General features: G+C 36.8%; 20 protein-coding genes. 16 read left to right on the top strand and 4 right to left on the bottom strand.

Annotated elements, in window-relative coordinates:
- Window positions 1-174 precede the first annotated feature (174 nt).
- From D569_RS0109500 to D569_RS0109475, 6 genes are all read left to right on the top strand, one after another.
- Window positions 175-657, top strand: coding sequence for a small multi-drug export protein (locus tag D569_RS0109500; protein ID WP_018932184.1), 483 nt, complete (start codon window positions 175-177; stop codon window positions 655-657).
- Between the two features lie 18 nt (window positions 658-675).
- Complete coding sequence (locus D569_RS0109495; RefSeq protein WP_018932183.1) at window positions 676-1,452, top strand: hypothetical protein; 777 nt, start codon at window positions 676-678, stop codon at window positions 1,450-1,452.
- A 17-nt stretch (window positions 1,453-1,469) separates the two neighbouring features.
- Window positions 1,470-1,871, top strand: a complete 402-nt coding sequence (locus D569_RS0109490) for a GntR family transcriptional regulator (protein WP_018932182.1) — start codon at window positions 1,470-1,472, stop codon at window positions 1,869-1,871.
- The gene (locus D569_RS0109485) at window positions 1,868-2,743 is read left to right on the top strand and encodes an ABC transporter ATP-binding protein (RefSeq protein ID WP_018932181.1); all 876 of its coding nucleotides are present in this window, start codon (window positions 1,868-1,870) and stop codon (window positions 2,741-2,743) included. Before D569_RS0109490 ends, D569_RS0109485 begins: the two co-directional genes overlap by 4 nt.
- Window positions 2,744-2,873: 130 nt before the next feature.
- A complete protein-coding gene (locus D569_RS0109480) occupies window positions 2,874-3,200 on the top strand; it encodes a PadR family transcriptional regulator (protein ID WP_018932180.1) in 327 nt (108 codons plus the stop codon).
- Entirely contained in the window at window positions 3,201-3,872 is a 672-nt protein-coding gene (locus D569_RS0109475; RefSeq protein ID WP_018932179.1) for a DUF1129 family protein, read from the top strand. It begins immediately after the preceding gene.
- Between the two features lie 68 nt (window positions 3,873-3,940).
- Here D569_RS0109475 and D569_RS0109470 read toward each other — a convergent pair whose 3' ends face one another.
- From D569_RS0109470 to D569_RS0109455, 4 genes are all read right to left on the bottom strand, one after another.
- On the bottom strand, window positions 3,941-4,756 hold the full coding sequence (locus D569_RS0109470; protein ID WP_018932178.1) for a CAP domain-containing protein: 816 nt from the start codon (window positions 4,754-4,756) through the stop codon (window positions 3,941-3,943).
- Between the two features lie 415 nt (window positions 4,757-5,171).
- On the bottom strand, window positions 5,172-5,297 hold the full coding sequence (locus D569_RS25015) for a hypothetical protein (protein ID WP_018932177.1): 126 nt from the start codon (window positions 5,295-5,297) through the stop codon (window positions 5,172-5,174).
- A gap of 114 nt (window positions 5,298-5,411) precedes the next feature.
- On the bottom strand, window positions 5,412-6,584 hold the full coding sequence (locus tag D569_RS0109460) for a TraB/GumN family protein (protein ID WP_018932176.1): 1,173 nt from the start codon (window positions 6,582-6,584) through the stop codon (window positions 5,412-5,414).
- A 144-nt stretch (window positions 6,585-6,728) separates the two neighbouring features.
- Window positions 6,729-7,613: a TIGR01777 family oxidoreductase gene (locus D569_RS0109455; protein ID WP_018932175.1), complete on the bottom strand. Its 885-nt coding sequence runs from the start codon at window positions 7,611-7,613 to the stop codon at window positions 6,729-6,731.
- Between the two features lie 251 nt (window positions 7,614-7,864).
- Between D569_RS0109455 and D569_RS0109450 the strand changes: the two genes are divergently transcribed.
- The 10 genes from D569_RS0109450 to D569_RS0109405 all read left to right on the top strand — a co-directional run bounded on the left by D569_RS0109450 (window position 7,865) and on the right by D569_RS0109405 (window position 19,219).
- Window positions 7,865-9,322, top strand: a complete 1,458-nt coding sequence (locus D569_RS0109450; protein WP_018932174.1) for a nicotinate phosphoribosyltransferase — start codon at window positions 7,865-7,867, stop codon at window positions 9,320-9,322.
- An 18-nt stretch (window positions 9,323-9,340) separates the two neighbouring features.
- On the top strand, window positions 9,341-10,171 hold the full coding sequence (gene nadE / locus D569_RS0109445) for an ammonia-dependent NAD(+) synthetase (RefSeq protein WP_018932173.1): 831 nt from the start codon (window positions 9,341-9,343) through the stop codon (window positions 10,169-10,171).
- A 318-nt stretch (window positions 10,172-10,489) separates the two neighbouring features.
- Window positions 10,490-11,476, top strand: coding sequence for a ring-cleaving dioxygenase (locus D569_RS0109440; protein WP_018932172.1), 987 nt, complete (start codon window positions 10,490-10,492; stop codon window positions 11,474-11,476).
- Window positions 11,477-11,657: 181 nt separating this feature from the next.
- Window positions 11,658-12,758 (top strand): PhnD/SsuA/transferrin family substrate-binding protein, encoded by a 1,101-nt coding sequence (locus D569_RS0109435; protein WP_018932171.1) that lies wholly within the window; start codon window positions 11,658-11,660, stop codon window positions 12,756-12,758.
- 86 nt (window positions 12,759-12,844) lie between these two features.
- Window positions 12,845-13,627, top strand: a complete 783-nt coding sequence (phnC, locus tag D569_RS0109430) for a phosphonate ABC transporter ATP-binding protein (protein ID WP_018932170.1) — start codon at window positions 12,845-12,847, stop codon at window positions 13,625-13,627.
- Window positions 13,620-14,435 carry a phosphonate ABC transporter, permease protein PhnE gene (gene phnE / locus D569_RS0109425; protein ID WP_018932169.1) on the top strand — a complete coding sequence of 272 codons (816 nt, stop codon included), beginning with the start codon at window positions 13,620-13,622 and terminating at the stop codon, window positions 14,433-14,435. Before phnC ends, phnE (D569_RS0109425) begins: the two co-directional genes overlap by 8 nt.
- Window positions 14,436-14,450: 15 nt before the next feature.
- Window positions 14,451-15,257, top strand: a complete 807-nt coding sequence (gene phnE / locus D569_RS0109420) for a phosphonate ABC transporter, permease protein PhnE (protein ID WP_026287277.1) — start codon at window positions 14,451-14,453, stop codon at window positions 15,255-15,257.
- A 141-nt stretch (window positions 15,258-15,398) separates the two neighbouring features.
- Window positions 15,399-16,223, top strand: a complete 825-nt coding sequence (locus tag D569_RS0109415; protein WP_018932167.1) for a putative RNA methyltransferase — start codon at window positions 15,399-15,401, stop codon at window positions 16,221-16,223.
- 170 nt (window positions 16,224-16,393) lie between these two features.
- Window positions 16,394-17,392 (top strand): substrate-binding domain-containing protein, encoded by a 999-nt coding sequence (locus D569_RS0109410; protein WP_018932166.1) that lies wholly within the window; start codon window positions 16,394-16,396, stop codon window positions 17,390-17,392.
- 18 nt (window positions 17,393-17,410) lie between these two features.
- A complete protein-coding gene (locus tag D569_RS0109405; protein ID WP_018932165.1) occupies window positions 17,411-19,219 on the top strand; it encodes a cache domain-containing sensor histidine kinase in 1,809 nt (602 codons plus the stop codon).
- The last annotated feature ends 5 nt before the right edge of the window (window positions 19,220-19,224 follow it).

Raw genomic sequence — 19,224 nt, 5'->3', positions numbered from 1 at the left:
CCTTAAGTAATCGTAATTTTATTACTTGGATACTAGTTTATCCTAAATGAATAGAAAATAATCAGAAGGATACCTGACACGTAAATTCATAAGTTAAAAATGGCCTTGACTAAAAATCAAAATTGTTATACTGTATATATTAATATAAACACTATAACAATTTGAGGTGAAAAAATGGAATTCATGGAATTGATTTGGGCGTATATTTTGGTTTTCTTATTGGCAGCGATACCTTTTGTGGAAGCTGTTTATCTTACACCGATAGCGGTAGTGGCAGGACTATCACCTGTTCCAACCTTTATATTGGCTGTATTAGGGAATCTTTTAACTGTTTATGTTGTTATTTTATTTATTAACAAAATAAAACAGTGGCGTAAGAAGAAGAATCAACAATCTAATAAAAAAGCTACGAAAGCTGAAAACATTTGGAAAAAGTATGGACTTCCAGGTTTAACCCTAATTGGTCCATTCTTGATTGGCAGTCATCTTAGTGCGTTTTTAAGTTTAGTTTTTGGAGGAACCAAGAGACAAGTAACAGTATGGATGACAATAAGTATTGTTGGTTGGAGTTTATTATTAGGGATACTAGCAGCATTAGGGTTTGAATTTATGAATGTGGAGAATCCATTTATCGAAAGATTTTTCGAAGAGCAATAAGTGAAAGGTGGATATAAGATGTGGAAAAATTCTTGGTGGATAGCGAAAAGAGAATTAAAGATGCAAATTCCTGGAATTATTTTGACTTTGCTGTTCACGATTTTTATCGGAATAATTATTACACCAACTTTTTACTTAAATATCATTAATTTATTTGAAGATGCGGGTATATATGGTAGTCGGCTAGTTTTTGAAGGTCATACTGTTTATATTGATAGTATTCTTATTGATGCAATTTTCCTTGGGTTTACCCCATGTTTGTCAGCACTTTTTATGTGGGGACCATATGTAAGTCTTCGAGCGATTAAAGAAGATCCATTTGGAAAAAGATTGGCCGTTTATCGTTCCTTACCTGTATCCACGGAGGTACTAACGCTAAGCCGAATATTATTTATGCTCGTTATATTTGTACTGTTTTCGGCAGCGTTCTATTTAACGATAACGATTAGTGTGCCAAATTCGATTTTCATTCACCTTGAGTATCATCAATTCCTAGCTTTCGTTTTATTTTGGATTGGTTATGCATTAGTAATAGGTAGTTTAAATCCGTATATTGAATCTGGTACAAATGGAAAAGTGTTATACATTTATTCATTTATCATGATGGTTTGTTTAATTCTTGTTTTATTTCTTGTCCATCAAGTCTGGAATACGAGTATTGTAAATACGACCATTTTACTTCTGACAAGAGCACCTGTAATTCCTGTGATTGTTTCCCTTACCTGTGGTATATTGGGAGTTATCACAATGGCGAAGTTATTAAATAAAAGACTCTCGGAAAGAGATTATCTGTAGATGGAAGGTGAGTGTGAATGAAGCTACCAATCGTAGTATCAGATGATAGTAAAGAACCTATTTACTATCAAATTGAACTACAAATTAAAAGGCTAATTGTTAGTGGGCAACTGCAGGCAGGTGCGGCACTACCTTCCATTCGGGCTTTATCACATGACTTATCTTGTAGTGTTATTACAACCAGAAGAGCATATCAAGATCTTGAGAACAAAGGATTTATCGAAACATTGCAAGGGAAAGGAACTTTTGTAAAGGCGTTGGGGTCGAATACCCAGGATCAAATAAAAGAAGAGATTGTCTATTCCATATTGAAGAAAGCGATCGAAGAAAGTAAATGGATGGGCTATTCACTCACACAGCTAAGAGGAATATGTGATAAAGTAATTGATGAACTTGAGAGAGGAGATGATCGTTCATGAACCTTGCAGTTGAGATTCAATCATTAGTAAAAACATATAATAATTTTAAACTGGGCCCACTTGATCTAAAAGTGGAGAAAGGTATGGTTATTGGATTACTAGGATCGAATGGATCAGGGAAAAGTACGTTATTACAGACGATCATGAAATTAAGAAACCCCGACAATGGGAGTATTCAAGTACTAGGAATGGATATAAATCAACATGAAGTTCAAGTGAAAGAGCGGATTGGATTTGCAGGCGGGGGATTATATGAGGCGTTTAAACAATTAACGATTGACGGACTGGCTGAACTTGTTGGACATTGGTATCGTAATTGGGATCAGCAATATTATACTTTGTTGACTGAACGGTATAATATTAATCGGAAAGAGAAATTCGCTCATTGTTCCATGGGGACAAAGAAAAAAGTGGAATTTGTTTTAGCAATGGCGCATCATCCCGAGCTTTTAATATTAGATGAACCAACAGCTAGTGTAGATTTGATATCCCAACAACGAATGCGCGAAGATTTATCACAGTTTATGGAGGATGGTGACCACACCATTGTCATGGCTACTCATTTGCAGGAGGAAGTCAAGCAATTGTGCGATTATATTTGTTTGTTAGATAATGGCGAGATCAAAGATATGTTTGAAAAGGATGAGCTCCAAAATCGCTGGGCAAGACTATGGTTATCCGATTTGCCGGATCATTTCAAAGATGACATTAGGGTATGGCAAATAGAAGAGAGCCCAACTCAAATTGTAACCAACCAACTTGTAGAATTAGAAAAAGAATTGCAACAACAGCAAATAGAGATTAACCAAGTTAAACGTCTAGAATTACATGAGATCTTGGAATATATTTTACAACCTTCATCAAACTCCTGAGATACTTTTCAGGAGTTTTTTCTTGCTAAAGAAACGGAAGGTATATATAATATAACTATATTGTATAACAAGATACCGAATCTTGTTCTTTTTTAACTTGAGTAACTTGCAATACAAGGTAGGTGATGAGATGGCAATCAGAAGTCAATTATTGAAAGGGATATTAGAAGGGTGTATTTTGGCTATTATTTCCAAGGAGACCGTTTATGGATATGAATTGGCCATGAAATTGCAAGACCAGGGTTTAGATGTTAGTGAAGGTTCCATTTATCCCATATTACTACGGCTGCAAAAAGAAAAGCTCATTCAAGGAGAAATGAGAAAATCACCTAGTGGGCCCAATCGTAAGTATTACACATTGACAGACGCAGGAGAAGAGTCATTAGAGACTTTTCGAAAAAATTGGGAATATCTAAAAAAACCAGTTGATCAATTATTAGACGAGGAGGATGTGTAAATGCAAAGCTTAATTGCAGAGAATAATGAAAAAAGAAAGCTGCTGAACAAAGAAAATAAGAAAATATATGAAGATATGCTGATGTATGTTCGTCTGTCTTATAAGAAGTCAGAAGCTGAAACGGAAGAGGTATTAATGGAACTGCTGGATCATTTGTTAATATTACAACATGAAGGGAAAGATGCTTCTGAGTTGTTTGGTACAGATCCAAAACAGTATGCAGATGAAATAGTTGGTGAATTGCCACAAGTCATTACGAAGAAAGTAATCATGCTCTTTTTTATGGGGGTGTTTTATTTTCTAGGTGTAGCAACATTTGTTAATGGTTTAGTTAGTTCAATTCTTTCTTATGGATTTGGCCAATTGGAATCGAATGAAACGTATTATATCGGAACCTTGTCTGTTAATACGCTATTATCATTAGGGATTGCATTTCTTGTCGTTTGTGGTGTTATCCGATATATTAGTTGGACTTGTTTTAAAAATGTATCAAAGGTCTTTGAACTCTTGGTTACGGGAATAGTCTTTGGGACTTTGCCATTTTGTATTTTTCTGGCATTGTTCTACTTTATGCCATCTTTTGGACCGTCCATAACAATCGAGTTATACTGGCTCATCCTAATCGGTATTTGCTTCTATCTGTTAGGGAATGTGTTTAAGAGAAAAGCTTAAATAGAAGAACACCTAGAGAAATACATATTCTCTAGGTGTTTGCAGATTCGGGAAAAGATCCCCGTTACTTATTTACCAATAAATTGTTGTGTCCAATGATTCCCTTGTTCTACATGTCCAACTCCGATATGAGTGAAGTTTTCATTTAAGATGTTTGCTCTGTGGCCTTCACTATTCATCCAAGCATTTACTACTTCTTCTGGTGTTTGCTGACCCTTAGCAATATTCTCACCAGCAGTGCGGTAATCGATACCTGCTTGTTGGATCATATCAAAAGGAGATCCGTAAGTCGGACTGTTATGGCTGAAGTAACCATTTGTAGCCATGTCTTCTGATTTTTGTTTAGCTACTTTGCTTAACTCAGCATCGATTTCCAATGCAGGTAATCCTTGTTTTTGACGCTCTTCATTTGTTAATGCAACAACTTCTTGTTCAAATTCGCTAATATCAGCATTTTGATTATTTTCTGTTATTTGTTCTTGCTCTTCTGTATTTTCTTGAGCATTATCTTCTTTTGCAGGTATTTCTTGTTGTGTTTCTTCTTCCTCAACCGGTACTTCTACTGGTGCTTCATTTTCGTTATTATTTTCTGGTTGTTCTTTTTCTGGTTTCTCTTCAGCAGGTGTTTGCTCTTTTTCTGGTTGTTCCACTTCTTTTTGATTCTCGTTTTGCTCTGGTTGTTTTTCTACTTCAACATCGGCATTACCGAAGCATTTCTCTATTAACTCTTGTATAGTAGATTCAGAGAATTTCTCTGTTGAAACATATTGAAAATTATTACTTTGCACATGTTGCTTAGCATACAATGTTGAATTAGATGAAAAACCTGCTGTCATTACTAGCGCTCCAATTAGTAGAAGCGTCATTGATAGTTTCTTTATCATAAAGTGATCCACTCCTTGTCTTTGTTTTACGATTACATCATAGCATGGAATTTTTGTAATATTTACGGATTATTTTACCATTAGTTAGAAGCGATACAGGAATTAGTTGATCAAGCCGTTTTATTAAAAAGGCATCAGGAAAAAAATAGCTTAAATAGAAAAATATAATCGAAAAATGCTGTTGACAAGTTTGGGGAACACGAATATTATGACATATTGTTACCGATTCATTGCATATATGACAAACTTCGCAAAAATAGAACAAGCGGCCGTTAAGAATATGGAGCGGCATTATAAAAGCTGGAAATTGTGAATAATATTCATTTACATATCATACATATTTCTTGTATAATGAAAGTAGAATATGGAGTGAGTGCGAGGAATAATCCTCACACTCGTGTGGCTTTTACTCGGATCATCGCTTGGCAGAGCGGTGATCCTTTTTCTTATGCCTTTTAAAGTTCATGATCGCCGTTACTAAATTGATACAAGCAACCATGATACCAACAGCTAACCCAATAATAGTTAGCACCACTTCCATATTCCACACCCCCTTTCTATGTAGAGGGTTGTCTATAGTATACCACAAAATCGAACATGCGTTCTAGTGATAACGAAAAAAATTGGACTTTTCGTAAAGAAAAGTCCTTTTTACCTATAAATTATTAATAAATAATCGAACAATATCTGTCCCTGCAATAATGGTTCCTAGTGTACTACCAAGGTTGGCGAAAACTATAATCAGCAATATTCTAGTAACTTTATTGTTCCAAAATCCTTTTACTGTGTGAACATCATCTGCTAAAGCTTCAAAGTCGGATACATGAGGCTTTTTCACTAGTGCTTGTACAAACCCTGCAAACCAACCGGCAGCTATTAAGGGATTGAGAGATGTAATCGGCGCAGCAATTAGTGCGGTTAAAATCGATAAAGGATGACCGAACGCCAAAGCTACACCTAATGCGGAAAAGCCTCCGTTCCAAATTAACCAACTGACTACTTGCTGCCAACCTGCTACAGGATTGGACCAAAAGGTATATGCGATTAACGCAATAATAATTAAGGGAATGGACCATCCAATAATCTTCGGTACATTCGACTTTGGAGGTAATTGCCTTAATTTTTTTAGGTCGTGGTCTTTTTGAATTTCCTTTGTAATTCCTGGAACATGGGCAGCGCCTAAAACTGCCACGATTTTCTCACCAGGTGCTTTTTTTATTTTCTGTGCTAAATATTGGTCTCGTTCATCAATTAATGGTTTTTTAAGGCGTGGAAAAGCTTCCGAAAACTCACGTAACACACTATCAATGGAGTCTTGTGTTTTCATTTTTTCCAGTTCTTCTTCCGAGATTGATTCTTTAGAGAAAACGCCAGCTAATACTTGTGTCAAAAGCATCATTTTCCCCTTCAGACCAATACTTCGCCAAATTCGCGCGAAGGTGATTTGGATATTTCGATCCGCTAACACTAGTTCTGCACCTATTTCATCGGCTGATTCGATTCCTTGAATCATCTCTTGTCCAGGATTAATACCAAATTGTTTCGCCATCCGTTTTTGAAAAGAGGATATAGCTAGATTCATCAGCAATAAAGTAGCTTTTTTTTCTTTTATTACTTGGAATATATCCATGTTACGCCAGTTACTGCCTTTGACGATGGATTGATAACGCTGTTTATCCAATTCGACACAGATGGAATCAGGCTGTTCCTGTTCAATTACTTGTTTAACCTGCTCTGCGCTTTGCTTTGATACGTGAGCAGTTCCAATTAATATGTATTCTTTTCCGTCTAATTCAATTCTCGTAATATTTTCATTATGATCCGTCATGCACGATTCCTACCTTTTAGAGTGAGACTTCCCTTAGTAGGGGATTGCCCCCAACAAGGGTTAGCGAAACTAAACGACTATTTCTAGTATAGCGGATTATCAGCAAAAAACATACTAACAATGCTGATATTTCAAAAATAACCTTTATAGTATGTCTGCTAATGTTTGTTCAATTGTTGGAAAACGGAAGGTATAACCGGCATCTAGTAATCTTTTGGGTATAACCCATCTGCTTTTTAAGATTAATTCCGTTTCTGTTCGTAGAAAAAACGAACCTAATTCTAACAAAGGAGTTGGTGCTGGTAAACCAACAGGTCGGTTCAACTGCTCCCGTAATACCTTCATTAAATGATGGTTTGGAATCGGATTAGGAGATGAGCAATTAAATACTCCTTCCAATTCTTCATGCTTGTTCAAAAATACAATAATTTGAAATAGGTCTTCAACATGAATCCAACTGAACATTTGCTTACCATTTCCTTGAATGCCACCGAGGCCAAATTTCACTAAGTTTTTATAAGGTGTAATAACACCGCCATCAGGGCCTAATACAATCGCGATTCTTAATGCTACCTGCCGTGTTTGGGGTGTGTTGCACCGGAAAAAAGTATTTTCCCATTTGGTTGCAACATCAACAGAGAAACCTGTTCCGATTTCACCATCTATTTCTGTCATCGGCCGATCTTCTGCATGCCGATAAATCGTAGCCGTACTAGCATTGACCCAAAGTCTCGGAGGGTTTTCACAAGCTGCTACGGCATCTCCTAACAATTTCGTAGTACCTGTTCGAGATTGAAGAATATCTTTTTTGTTCTGTTCATGATAACGGCAATTTACGGATTTTCCTGCTAAATTGATAACCATTTCAGCATTTTCTAAAGCATCAACCATGCTCTCATGATCATTCCATGTAATGGCAGGCGCTTTCCTTGCAATTAGGATAACTTTATATCCGAGTACTTCAAACTTCTGTTGGAAATACTGGCCGATAAACCCTGTTCCACCTGCAAGTACTACTTTACTTGTCATCCAACTCCTCCTATGTACTCATTTTCACCATCATACCAAATTGGTCAGTATTGTAAAATTCTTCTGACAACTGTTCATCGATTTGTTATAATTAACAGTTAAATAGGTTCTTTAATAAGTATTCTTTTTTACATAAGTGTATGGAAGGGTTAAACTATAGGTAAAGAAAATGATGACAACTATTGCATATAAGAGTGAAAGACTGAACATACTTGGGAAGCAAGAGTAACAGAATTTGGAGGAGAACAACAATGACGTATGAAGACGATAGTTTGATGCTACACACTGACCTGTATCAAGTCAATATGGCAGAAACTTATTGGCGTGATGGCAAAGCAAATCAAAAAGCCGTATTTGAATTGTATTTTCGCAAACTTCCTTTTGATAATGGCTATGCTGTTTTTGCCGGATTAGAACGTGTATTAGATTTTATTGAGAATTTTGGTTTTACGGAAAGTGATTTAACCTACTTAAAAGAAATTGGTGGATATGAAGAGGATTTTCTTGATTATTTACGAAATATGAAGTTTTCAGGTACGATACGGTCGATGAAAGAAGGGGAGATTGTCTTTGCCAATGAACCATTAATGCGAATCGAAGCACCTTTAGCAGAGGCGCAATTAATAGAAACTCCTTTGCTTAACATTGTGAATTACCAAACATTGATCGCAACAAAAGCTGCCCGGATTAAACATGTGGTAGGCGACAGTACCGTAATGGAATTTGGAACAAGACGTGCTCATGAGATGGATGCTGCAATTTGGGGAACAAGAGCTGCGTATATCGGTGGTTTTTCTGCTACAAGTAATGTCCGAGCTGGAAAGCTGTTCGGGATACCGATTGCCGGAACCCATGCTCATTCAATGGTGCAGGCTTATCGAGATGATTATACTGCCTTCAAAAAATATGCCAGCACACATAAAAACTGTGTCTTTCTCGTTGATACTTATGATACATTACGGTCTGGCGTCCCGAATGCCATTCGTGTTGCGAAAGAATTTGGTGATCAAATAAATTTCCAAGGTATTCGTTTAGATAGTGGGGATATGGCCTATTTATCAAAGAAAGCGAGAAAAATGTTAGATGATGCAGGATTTCCTGATGCTCAAATTATTGCATCCAACGATTTAGATGAATACACGATACTAAACCTGCAGGCGCAAGGAGCACAAATCGATATTTATGGTATTGGTACGAAGTTGATTACAGCTTATGATCAAGCAGCATTAGGTGGCGTATATAAATTAGTAGCTATTGAAGAAGATGGTGAAATGATTGATACGATTAAGATTTCTGCTAACCCGGAAAAAGTCACAACGCCAGGAAGTAAGAAGGTCTACCGGATCATTAATAATGAAAATCGCCATTCAGAAGGAGACTATATCGCATTAGAGCATGAGAATCCACAAGCAGAAGAGCGTTTGAAAATGTTCCATCCAGTGCATACCTATATTAGTAAGTTTGTAACTAATTTTACAGCTGTGGATCTACATGAGGATGTTGTTGTTGATGGCAACATTAACTATCAAAGCCCATCCTTAGAGGAAATCCAGCATTACACAGCTAGCAATATGAAACTTTTATGGGAAGAGTACAAACGAACAATGAAGCCGGAGGAGTATCCAGTTGATTTAAGTGAAGCATGTTGGGAGAATAAAATGAACTTGATACGCGATATTAAGGCAAAAGTAAAGCAGAAGGTTGAATAACGGAAAGGGGACATATATATGCATTCTTTACAAAAAGAAATTATTGAAACTTTAAAAGTGCAACCGGAGATCGATCCACAAGAGGAATTTCGTCGTAGTGTCGACTTTGTCAAAGGGTATTTAACAAAACATTCTTTTCTGAAAAGTGCTGTATTAGGGATCTCTGGTGGTCAAGACTCAACATTAACAGGATACATCTGCCAAACAGCCATTAATGAATTGAATGAAGAGCTAGGTGAAGAAAAATATGAATTTATCGCAGTCCGACTACCATACGGAGAGCAAGCTGATGAAGACGATTGTCTCGTTGCCCTTGATTTTATTAAGCCTAGTCGAACGGTCCGTGTGAATATCAAGGCGGCAGTTGATGCCAGTGAAGCAGCAGTTGAGAAGGAAATCGGCGATATTAGTGAGTTTGTCAAAGGAAATACCAAAGCACGTGAACGTATGAAGGTGCAATATGATATTGCGGCTGCATGTAATGGTGTTGTCGTTGGTACAGATCATGCTGCAGAAGCAGTTACTGGTTTCTTTACGAAATATGGTGATGGAGCAGCAGATATTTTGCCATTATATCGCTTAAATAAGCGCCAAGGAAAAGCAATTCTTAAAATGCTCGGATGTCCAGAGCGTCTATATGAGAAAACGCCTACTGCAGATTTAGAAACGGACCGTCCGCAATTACCGGATGAAGAAGCTTTAGGTGTGACGTACGACGCAATAGATGACTATTTAGAAGGAAAACAAGTGTCAGAAAAAGATGCAGAAACAATTGAAAACTGGTACCTGAAAACACGTCATAAACGGGAGGAACCTGTTACAGTATTTGATGATTGGTGGAAAAGCTAAACAGTGAATCTCTTCCAGAGCGGGAGAAGTGGACATCTGTTCCGTTATTTGTGACAAAACAGCAATTTTGAGGGGGTTCGCGGACATTTATTCCGCTATTTGGCAATATTGGCTGTAAATTCATTGCTTTTTGCCTAAATAGCGGAACAGATGTCCGAAGGCACTCCTCAAATACGTATTTCACCCAAATTAACGGAATAAATGTCCGCTCCATAGCTAAAGCTAACTGTGAAGTATTTTTAATTGATTTTCCCAATCCTCTCTGTTATATTTATCTCGAATTCGAAATAACATTCCCTAATTATAGGAGATGATAATATGAACAGCTTGAAAGGTATTCATCACGTAACAGCTATTACAAGCAGTGCAGAAGAGAATTATAAGTTTTTCACGTATGTATTAGGTATGAGATTAGTCAAAAAAACGGTTAACCAGGATGACATCCAAACTTATCACTTGTTTTTCGCAGATGATAAAGGTAGTCCAGGAACAGATATGACTTTCTTTGACTTTCCTGGTATCCCAAAAGGTTCTCATGGTACAAATGAAATCTATCGTACTGCTTTTCGCGTTCCTTCAGATGCTGCCCTTGATTACTGGGTAAAACGATTTGATAAGCTAGAGGTAAAACATGATGGCATTAAAGAACAATTCGGTAAAAAAGTAATTAATTTTGTTGATTTTGATGATCAGCAATACCAGTTAATTTCAGACGAAAATAATGAAGGAGTTGCATCTGGTACTCCATGGCAAGATGGCCCTATTCCATTAGAGTATGCGATCACTGGCTTAGGTCCGATTTTTGTTCGTATTCAAGATTATAAATATTTCAAGCAAGTCATGGAAAAAGTATTAATGTTTTCTGAAATGGATCAGGAAGGTTCTTCTCACTTATTTGAAGTGGGTGAAGGCGGAAATGGAGCACAAGTGATTGTGGAAGAGAATGTTGTCTTACCTATGGCGCGTCAAGGTTATGGAACCGTACATCATGCTGCATTCCGGATTGATGATCTTGAAACATTGCATGAATGGGATGAGCATTACCGCCGATTTGGTTTTCAAACTTCCGGATATGTCGATCGTTTCTTCTTTAAATCATTATATGCCAGGGTCGCACCACAGATATTATTCGAATTAGCTACTGATGGTCCTGGTTTTATGGGAGATGAACCATATGAAACATTAGGTGAAAAGCTATCTTTACCACCATTTTTAGAAGATAAACGGGAAGAAATTGAAGGAATGGTGCGCCACATTGATACGGTAAGAAGTACGAAACAAATAAAAAAAGAATATATGGAATGAAATCTGGCCAAGTACTCGTACTTGGTCTTTTTACATGGGAAAACGTCATTATTCTATTATATTTCCCCTTTTTTAGGGAAATTCATCATATTTTTACAATAATTTATTACTTGCTTAATATTCGTCATTTATTATTAAGAATGTAGATGTTTATTTTTTTAAAATTATTAGGGGGATATAAATGAAAAAAATATGGCTTTTCTTAGTGATGGCATTATTAGCTGCAATCCTAATGGCTTGTGGTGATTCAGAAGAAGGCTCTACAGACGGAGCAACAGAGACAGATAATGATGTGGAAGAAAATAGTGCGGAGGCAAGTGAAGATACCGAGGAAGAAGCAACCCAATCAATCGATACATTGTCCATTGGCTTTGTACCTTCACGTGATCCAGAGGAAATTGTAACAGCGACAGAACCTTTGAAAGATTTATTAAAAGAAGAAATGGCAACTTTGGGTTATGAAATAGGAGAAGTGGATATTACTGTTGGTACTAATTATGAAGCGGTAGGGGAAGCTCTTTCTGCAGGTACAACTGATATCGGTCTTATTCCTGGTGGTACATATGTGCTGTATGACGATGGAGCTGAAGTTATTTTGACCGCAACTCGCGCAGGATTGAATAATGACTCAGATGATGCAAGCGACTGGAATGAAAATAAACCAACAGAAGATAGTGATGAGCAAGTAACTTACTATCGTGCTTTGATGATTGCTGGTCCTTCTGAAAAAGGTCAGGAATTAGCGGACAAAGTAAACAACGGGGAAGAGCTTACAGCGGAAGATATGGAAAGTGCTAACTGGGCAGTGATGTCATCATCATCTCCAGCGGGTTATATTTATCCATCTTTATGGTTGAAAGATAACTTCGATCTTACAATTGCAGATCTACCAAATAAAGCAAAAGTAGATTCCTATGGTAGTGCTTTTGCAAGACTAGTTGAAGGACAAATTGATGTAATGGTAACATATGCAGATGCTAGACGAGACAATGAAGAAGCATGGCAATCAGAATTTAATAGAGAAGCAACAATTTGGGATGAAACAAATGTCATTGGTGTAACTTCTGGTATTTACAATGACACAATCAGTGTAAGTAAAAATTCCGACAAAATGGATGACGACTTAAAATCTGTAATTCAACAAGCGTTTATGAATATTGCGGAAACAGAAGAAGGAAAAGAAGTCATCTCTATTTACAACCATGAAGGTTATCAAGAAGCAAAAGATTCAGATTATGACAAAGAACGCGAAGCACAAGAAATGGTGCAGTCACTAGATTAATGTTCTACCTTTTTTAAATAATATTGAAGGAAAAATGAGGACATCATTCTTTGGTGTTCTCATTTTTCACAAGGAAGGCGATAGATATGATTGAATTTACGAATGTTGATAAAGTATATCCTAATAAAGTGAAAGCATTAGAAAATATTAATCTAAAGATCGAAAAAGGAGAATTTGTGGCGGTCATCGGTTTATCTGGTGCAGGTAAGTCTACGCTGATTCGATGTATTAATAGAATGCACGATATCACGAGTGGATCGCTTGTCGTGGATGGCACTAACGTCGGGAAATTAAAAGGAAAAGAAATTCGCAATTTCCGCAAGAAGATTGGTATGATCTTTCAATCTTTCAATTTAATTACACGTACTACTGTAATCAAAAATGTATTAGTTTCTTTTGTACCCCAGCTATCTTTTTGGCGAAAAATGACTGGGATATTTAGTAAAGAGCATAAACTACAAGCATTGACTGCCTTAGATCAGGTTGGCATTTTAGAGAAGGCCTATATTCGTGTTGATCAGTTGTCCGGGGGACAGCAGCAACGGGTGGCATTAGCAAGAACGTTGGCACAAAATCCAACCATCCTACTTGCTGATGAACCGATTGCATCATTAGATCCGGTTACATCTAAACAAGTAATGGATGATTTCAAGCGTATTAATCAAGAGATGGACATGACCGTACTTTTGAATATTCACCATGTAGAAGTGGCACTCGAATATGCAGATCGAATTATCGGTGTAAGGGAAGGACAAATTGTTTACGATGGTTCTGCTAATGAGGTAACAGATGAAGTATTAGACTATATTTATAAAGGTAAGATAGGCGAAGTGAAACAGGAAATGTATAAGGAAGGTGCCTATGTTTGATAAGATTTTTCCACCCAAGCAAGTAGTATTACCTAATGGTAAGACTGTTTCGGAAAAAAGATCACGTACTCCTTTGATTTTTGTTACGGTTCTCATTGCAGTCTATTTATCGATAAGGTTTACTAACTTTGAGTTTAGTTTATTAGCAAAACGAGGTCATGAGTTTTTCGCTATTATAAATGAAATGATTCCTCCTAAGTGGGAATACCTTCCTCATCTATGGCAGCCTTTATTGGATACTATTATGATGTCTATTCTTGGTTCTGTGTTAGGTTCACTTGTTGCTGTACCTATCGCTTATCTAGCAGCCTCCAATATTGTCAAGAACAAGGTAATCGTTATGGTTGCACGAATATTTTTAAGTATATTAAGGACAATGCCTACTTTAGTCTCTGCTTTAATTGCAACATTCATTTTCGGTTTAGGAACATTAGCTGGTACGATTGCTATTTTTCTATTTACGTTAGCATATGTAGGGAAGCTATTGTATGAGCAAATTGAGAATGCTAGTATGGGTGCTTTTGAGGCGATGGAATCGATCGGAATTACGAGAATACAAGCATTTCGTTATGCGATTTTTCCTCAAGTATTGCCTAACTACTTATCCACTTCCTTGTTTTGTTTTGAAGGAAATGTACGTTATGCGGCAATTTTAGGCTATGTAGGTGCTGGCGGAATCGGTTTACTCTTGGATGAGGGTCTAGGCTGGCGCGATTATGCAAGTGTCGGAATGATATTACTGATGCTAGCTATTACGGTGTTTTTGATCGAGACGGTTAGTGAATATTTTAGAAAAAAGTTGATATGAAAGGCTTGACTTGTGATGAATGCTATTGAAAAACAATTATATGCAAAGCCGAGCAAGAACAGTTATATCTATGTTATTTCCGCTGTTTTACTAGGTTTAATGATTTGGTCATTATTTGTTATTGATTTTGGAAGTATGGAGGAAAGTGGTTGGGCGATTGCTAAAAACATTCTTTTGGGAATTGTCACGCCAGATTTAGATTTCTTGTTGGATTTTACCACACAGGGTGTCATGTATTTATTGGTGGAAACGATCGCTATAGCTTTTTTAGGAACAATCCTTGGTGCAATGTTAGCAATTCCGTTTGCCTTTTTATCTGCATCTAATGTGGTTCCAAAGCCTGTGGCATTTATAACAAGGTTATTATTGATTTTCATTCGTACAGTTCCTTCGTTGGTTTATGGTTTAATGTTTGTTCGGGTAGCGGGGCAAGGCCCTTTTACTGGTGTATTGACAATTGCGTTAATTTCGATCGGTATGCTTGCAAAGCTTTTTGTCGATGCAATAGAAGACTTAGATACGAGTATCTTTGAGTCGATGACGTCGATAGGTTGTACGACATTTGAAAAAATCAGATTTGGTATTGTTCCACAGTTAATCGCAATCTTTTTATCTATAGGGATTTACCGATTTGATATGAACTTACGGGAAGCATCGATTCTTGGACTTGTTGGTGCAGGTGGTATCGGTGCACCGTTAATTTTTGCGATGAATGCGTACAGGTGGAATGAGGTTGGTTCGATATTAATTGGACTTGTCATATTAATTCTGATTGTAGAACTTTGGTCTAACTATATGCGGAATAAATTAGTTCGTGGATAAGAGGTTTAGTAGGGTTTGGATTTCGGTCCAAGCTCTTTTTTTATAAGGAAACCATTTACAAGGCTATTCCCTGACTTTATAAAGGTAATTTGCAATCACTGACTGCTCAAGATATGATAAAAGAAAAAACGGAGTACGGCTATGAAGAAAATCGAGCAAGCAGCACAACTGATAGAACAAAATAAATCACTTTTTCGTTGCCCCATCTGTCAGGAAGAAATCCGAGTGGAGAACACCTCAGTTATTTGCAATTCACATCATCAATTTGATTTAGCGAAAAAGGGCTATATCAACTTTTATAGCAAAGCATCTCCCAGGGATTATGATAGGAAATTGTTCGAAGCTAGATATCAGGTGATTCAGAGCGGTATGTATGATCTGTTACATCAAAAAATTACCGAAATAATCAAAGGGCTAGATTATCAAGTAGCGAACATTCTGGATCTAGGCTGTGGCGAAGGCTCACATTTGCAAAAGATCACCCAGCAATTGGATATCACTTTTGTCGGTATTGGTATGGATATAGCTAAGGATGGGATTATAACAGCTGCTAAATACCATCAAGGACTGATCTGGACAGTTGCCGACTTAGCACAAAGTCCATATCCATCTAGCCAATTTGATATTCTATTAAATATATTGACTCCAGCAAATTATCAAGAATTTAAGAGGTTGTTACATACAGATGGCCGTTTAATTAAAGTCATACCTAGAAGTGGTTACTTACAAGAGATAAGAGAACAGGTGATGGGCGAGAAGCAGCAAACTTATGTAAATGATGAAATAATGGCTCATTTTAAAAAACATTTTGACAACGTGGAAATACATACTGTTCAATATCAATGGGAAGTACCTGCCGATCTTCTTGAAGACATTTGGTATATGACGCCTTTAACATGGAGAAAAGAAATAGAGCAATCGATAGAGTGGGTTACTATTGACCTTGATATTATCATCGGCTATTAATAAGGTTACATAAACGAGTGTAGCTTTATTAATGTATAAAATTGTTATTGAAGAATAGATTGAAATCCTATACAATTTTAGTACAATCGATATAGGAAAAAAGTTCATCCGTTTAGATCCTTTAGTAGGAAATAAATACCCTATGCTTTATATTGAAAGGGGTTACAAAAGTGAAAAAGTTATTGTTCGTTTATATAGTCTTAATTGGATTATTTGTCCTGTACGTATATCAATATCAAACAAGTGAAACGACAAATAACGATTGGTCTGAACATGAGTTGAGGGGTACGATTGATGAAACCTATGTGATGGTGACGTTTCAGGCTGGTATTGATTACTGGAAGAGGCCGTTAAAGGGGTTTGAGGATGCGGCAGAGGCTCTTAATGTATCTGTTGAATATCGTGGAGCGACACAATATGATGTAAATGAAGAAATTACGGTGTTAGAACAAGTTATTGCCAAAAATCCTTCGGGTATTGCTATTTCTACAATGGATCCCGAAGCATTAAACCCTGTCATTAATAAAGCAGTAGATTCTGGAATTCCTGTTGTCATGTTTGATGCAGATGCACCAGATAGTCAGGCGTATGCATTCTTAGGAACGAATAACCATTATGCTGGTGTTACAGCAGCACACAAAATGGCAGAATTACTAAACGAATCTGGTGAAGTTGGTGTAGTGACACATCCCAATCAACTAAACCATCTGGAACGGACACAAGGTTTCCGAGAGACTATTGAGAATGAATACCCGGAGATGAGAGTGGTTGATGTGAAAAATGGTCGTGGGGACCAGATGATCTCGAAAGAAGTTTCAGAAGAACTAATGAGGGAACATCCAGATATTAAAGGCATTTTTGCTTCAGAGGCTAATGGTGGCGTTGGCGTAGGTAAGGCAGTATTAGACCAACAAAGAAAAGGTGACCTCCATATTATAAGCTTTGATACAGATAAAGGTACCCTAGATATGATTGAAGAAGGGGTGATTTCTGCAACGTTGGCGCAAGGGACGTGGGAAATGGGGTATTGGTCCCTGCAGTTTCTTTTTCACCTTCAACATGATTTAGCAGGTGATTTAAATGGAGAAACGAACCTGCCACGTTATGTTGATACAGGTATAACAGTTGTAACAAAAGACAATGTTAGTGATTACTATCCTGTTGATTAAAGAATGGATGGATGCTCTGTGAAGCGCTGGATACAAATTAATAATATTCCAATTCGCTATAAATTAATATCACACTTTTTATTAATTAGTATATTGCCGATTTTCTGTTTAGCTTTATTAATCAGTTGGACGGTTGAGCGTGTAATGGAAGAACAAGTTAATGACAATACCATGCAACTAATTGGTAAAGTAAACGAATCTTTCGAGTTTTACATCAGTAATCTACAAAGTTATACCTATATGATTGCGAATAACGAAGATGTCGAGCAATTTCTAGGTCAAGGTGAAGAGGCCGCTTTTTCTGATAATAAATATGAAATACAACGATACTTGCGAAATTTTACAACGGTATCATCAGAGGTAGCTGGAATAATGGTAATAAACGATAAAGGAGAATATGTTAGTAACGAATTATATGCTCCATCTACCATGGACTTAACAGAAGCATCCTGGTATCAAGCAGCTGTTAACAATAATGGTATTTTTAAGATTATTGGTCGACCTGATGGCAGAAGGCTGAATTCTATCGTTGATTATACAAATGATGATGTGGTGACGGTTGTAAGAGCGGTAATAGACCCATTTACTGAGCAAGTTCATGGTGTAGTATTAATAGACTTAAAACGAAGAGCCATTGCGGAAACGGTAAAAGATGTAACATTAGGAAAAAGCGGATATTTAATGGTGGTTGATGACAACGGCCAAAATATCTATCAACCTAATCAACCGATTGTCAGTCATATACCTTTTAATTGGATAAGTGAACAGCAATCAGGGGATTTCTCTAAAACGATCAAAGGGGAGAAGATTCAATTTATTTATCAGCGCTCTCCTTTTGCCAATTGGGTTACGGTTGGTGTATTCCCTACGGAAGAAACCATCTTTGGTTTGCGTGAAATTAATTTTTATTTAGTAATGTTTATTTTTATCATTATGTTTTTCGGTATTCCGGTATCTTATTTTCTGTCACATTCGATCTCGAAACCGATTGTGCAGCTCGTATCTTTTATGAAGAAGGCAGAAGATGGAGATTTGAAGGTGAGGTATAAAGAGAAAAGGTTTGATGAGATTGGTCTATTAGGTAGAAGTTTCAATACAATGCTAACGAAGCTTAATGGTTTAATGCATCTGACAGAAAGACAAGAAAGGCAAAAAAGAGATGCAGAGTTTCGTAGTTTACAAGCGAATATCAATCCGCATTTTCTCTATAACACACTGGATACCATTCAATGGATGGCAAGAAAACAAAAGGCAGATGATGTGGCAGAAGTAGTAGAATCACTAGCTAAGCTATTTCGAATCGGTTTGAGTAAGGGTCGCGATATTATTACATTGGCTGAAGAAATCGATCATATCGAAAGCTATTTAAAAATACAAAAAACAAGATATCGTGAAAAGTTAAATTATGATATTAAAGTAGAGGAATCTATAAAAAATAAAGCAATATTAAAATTTATTCTGCAACCAATTATTGAAAATGCAATCTATCACGGAATTAAAGAACGACGAGGAGCGGGACATATCAATATTGAAGCCAAATCTTCGGATGAAAATTTACTTATTAAGATAAGTGACGATGGAAAAGGAATGACCCCGAAACAATTGAGCGATCTGAGAGAAGCGTTGGCTGAAGCGATTACCCAAACTGAAAATCCAGAAGAGACAAGGAATAAAAAAGGATACGGCATGCTAAATGTGCAAGCAAGAATTCAATTAACACACGGCCCTAATTATGGTCTGACAATAGAAAGTCAAGAAGATGTCGGAACAACTATTACGATCTTATTGCCAATTATGAATAATAGTGTTGAGGAGAGGGAGAAGTGATCAAG

Origin of the sequence: Gracilibacillus lacisalsi DSM 19029, from assembly GCF_000377765.1 — a bacterium.
Classification (GTDB): domain Bacteria; phylum Bacillota; class Bacilli; order Bacillales; family Amphibacillaceae; genus Gracilibacillus; species Gracilibacillus lacisalsi.
This window is presented reverse-complemented; position numbering and strand designations above follow the sequence as displayed.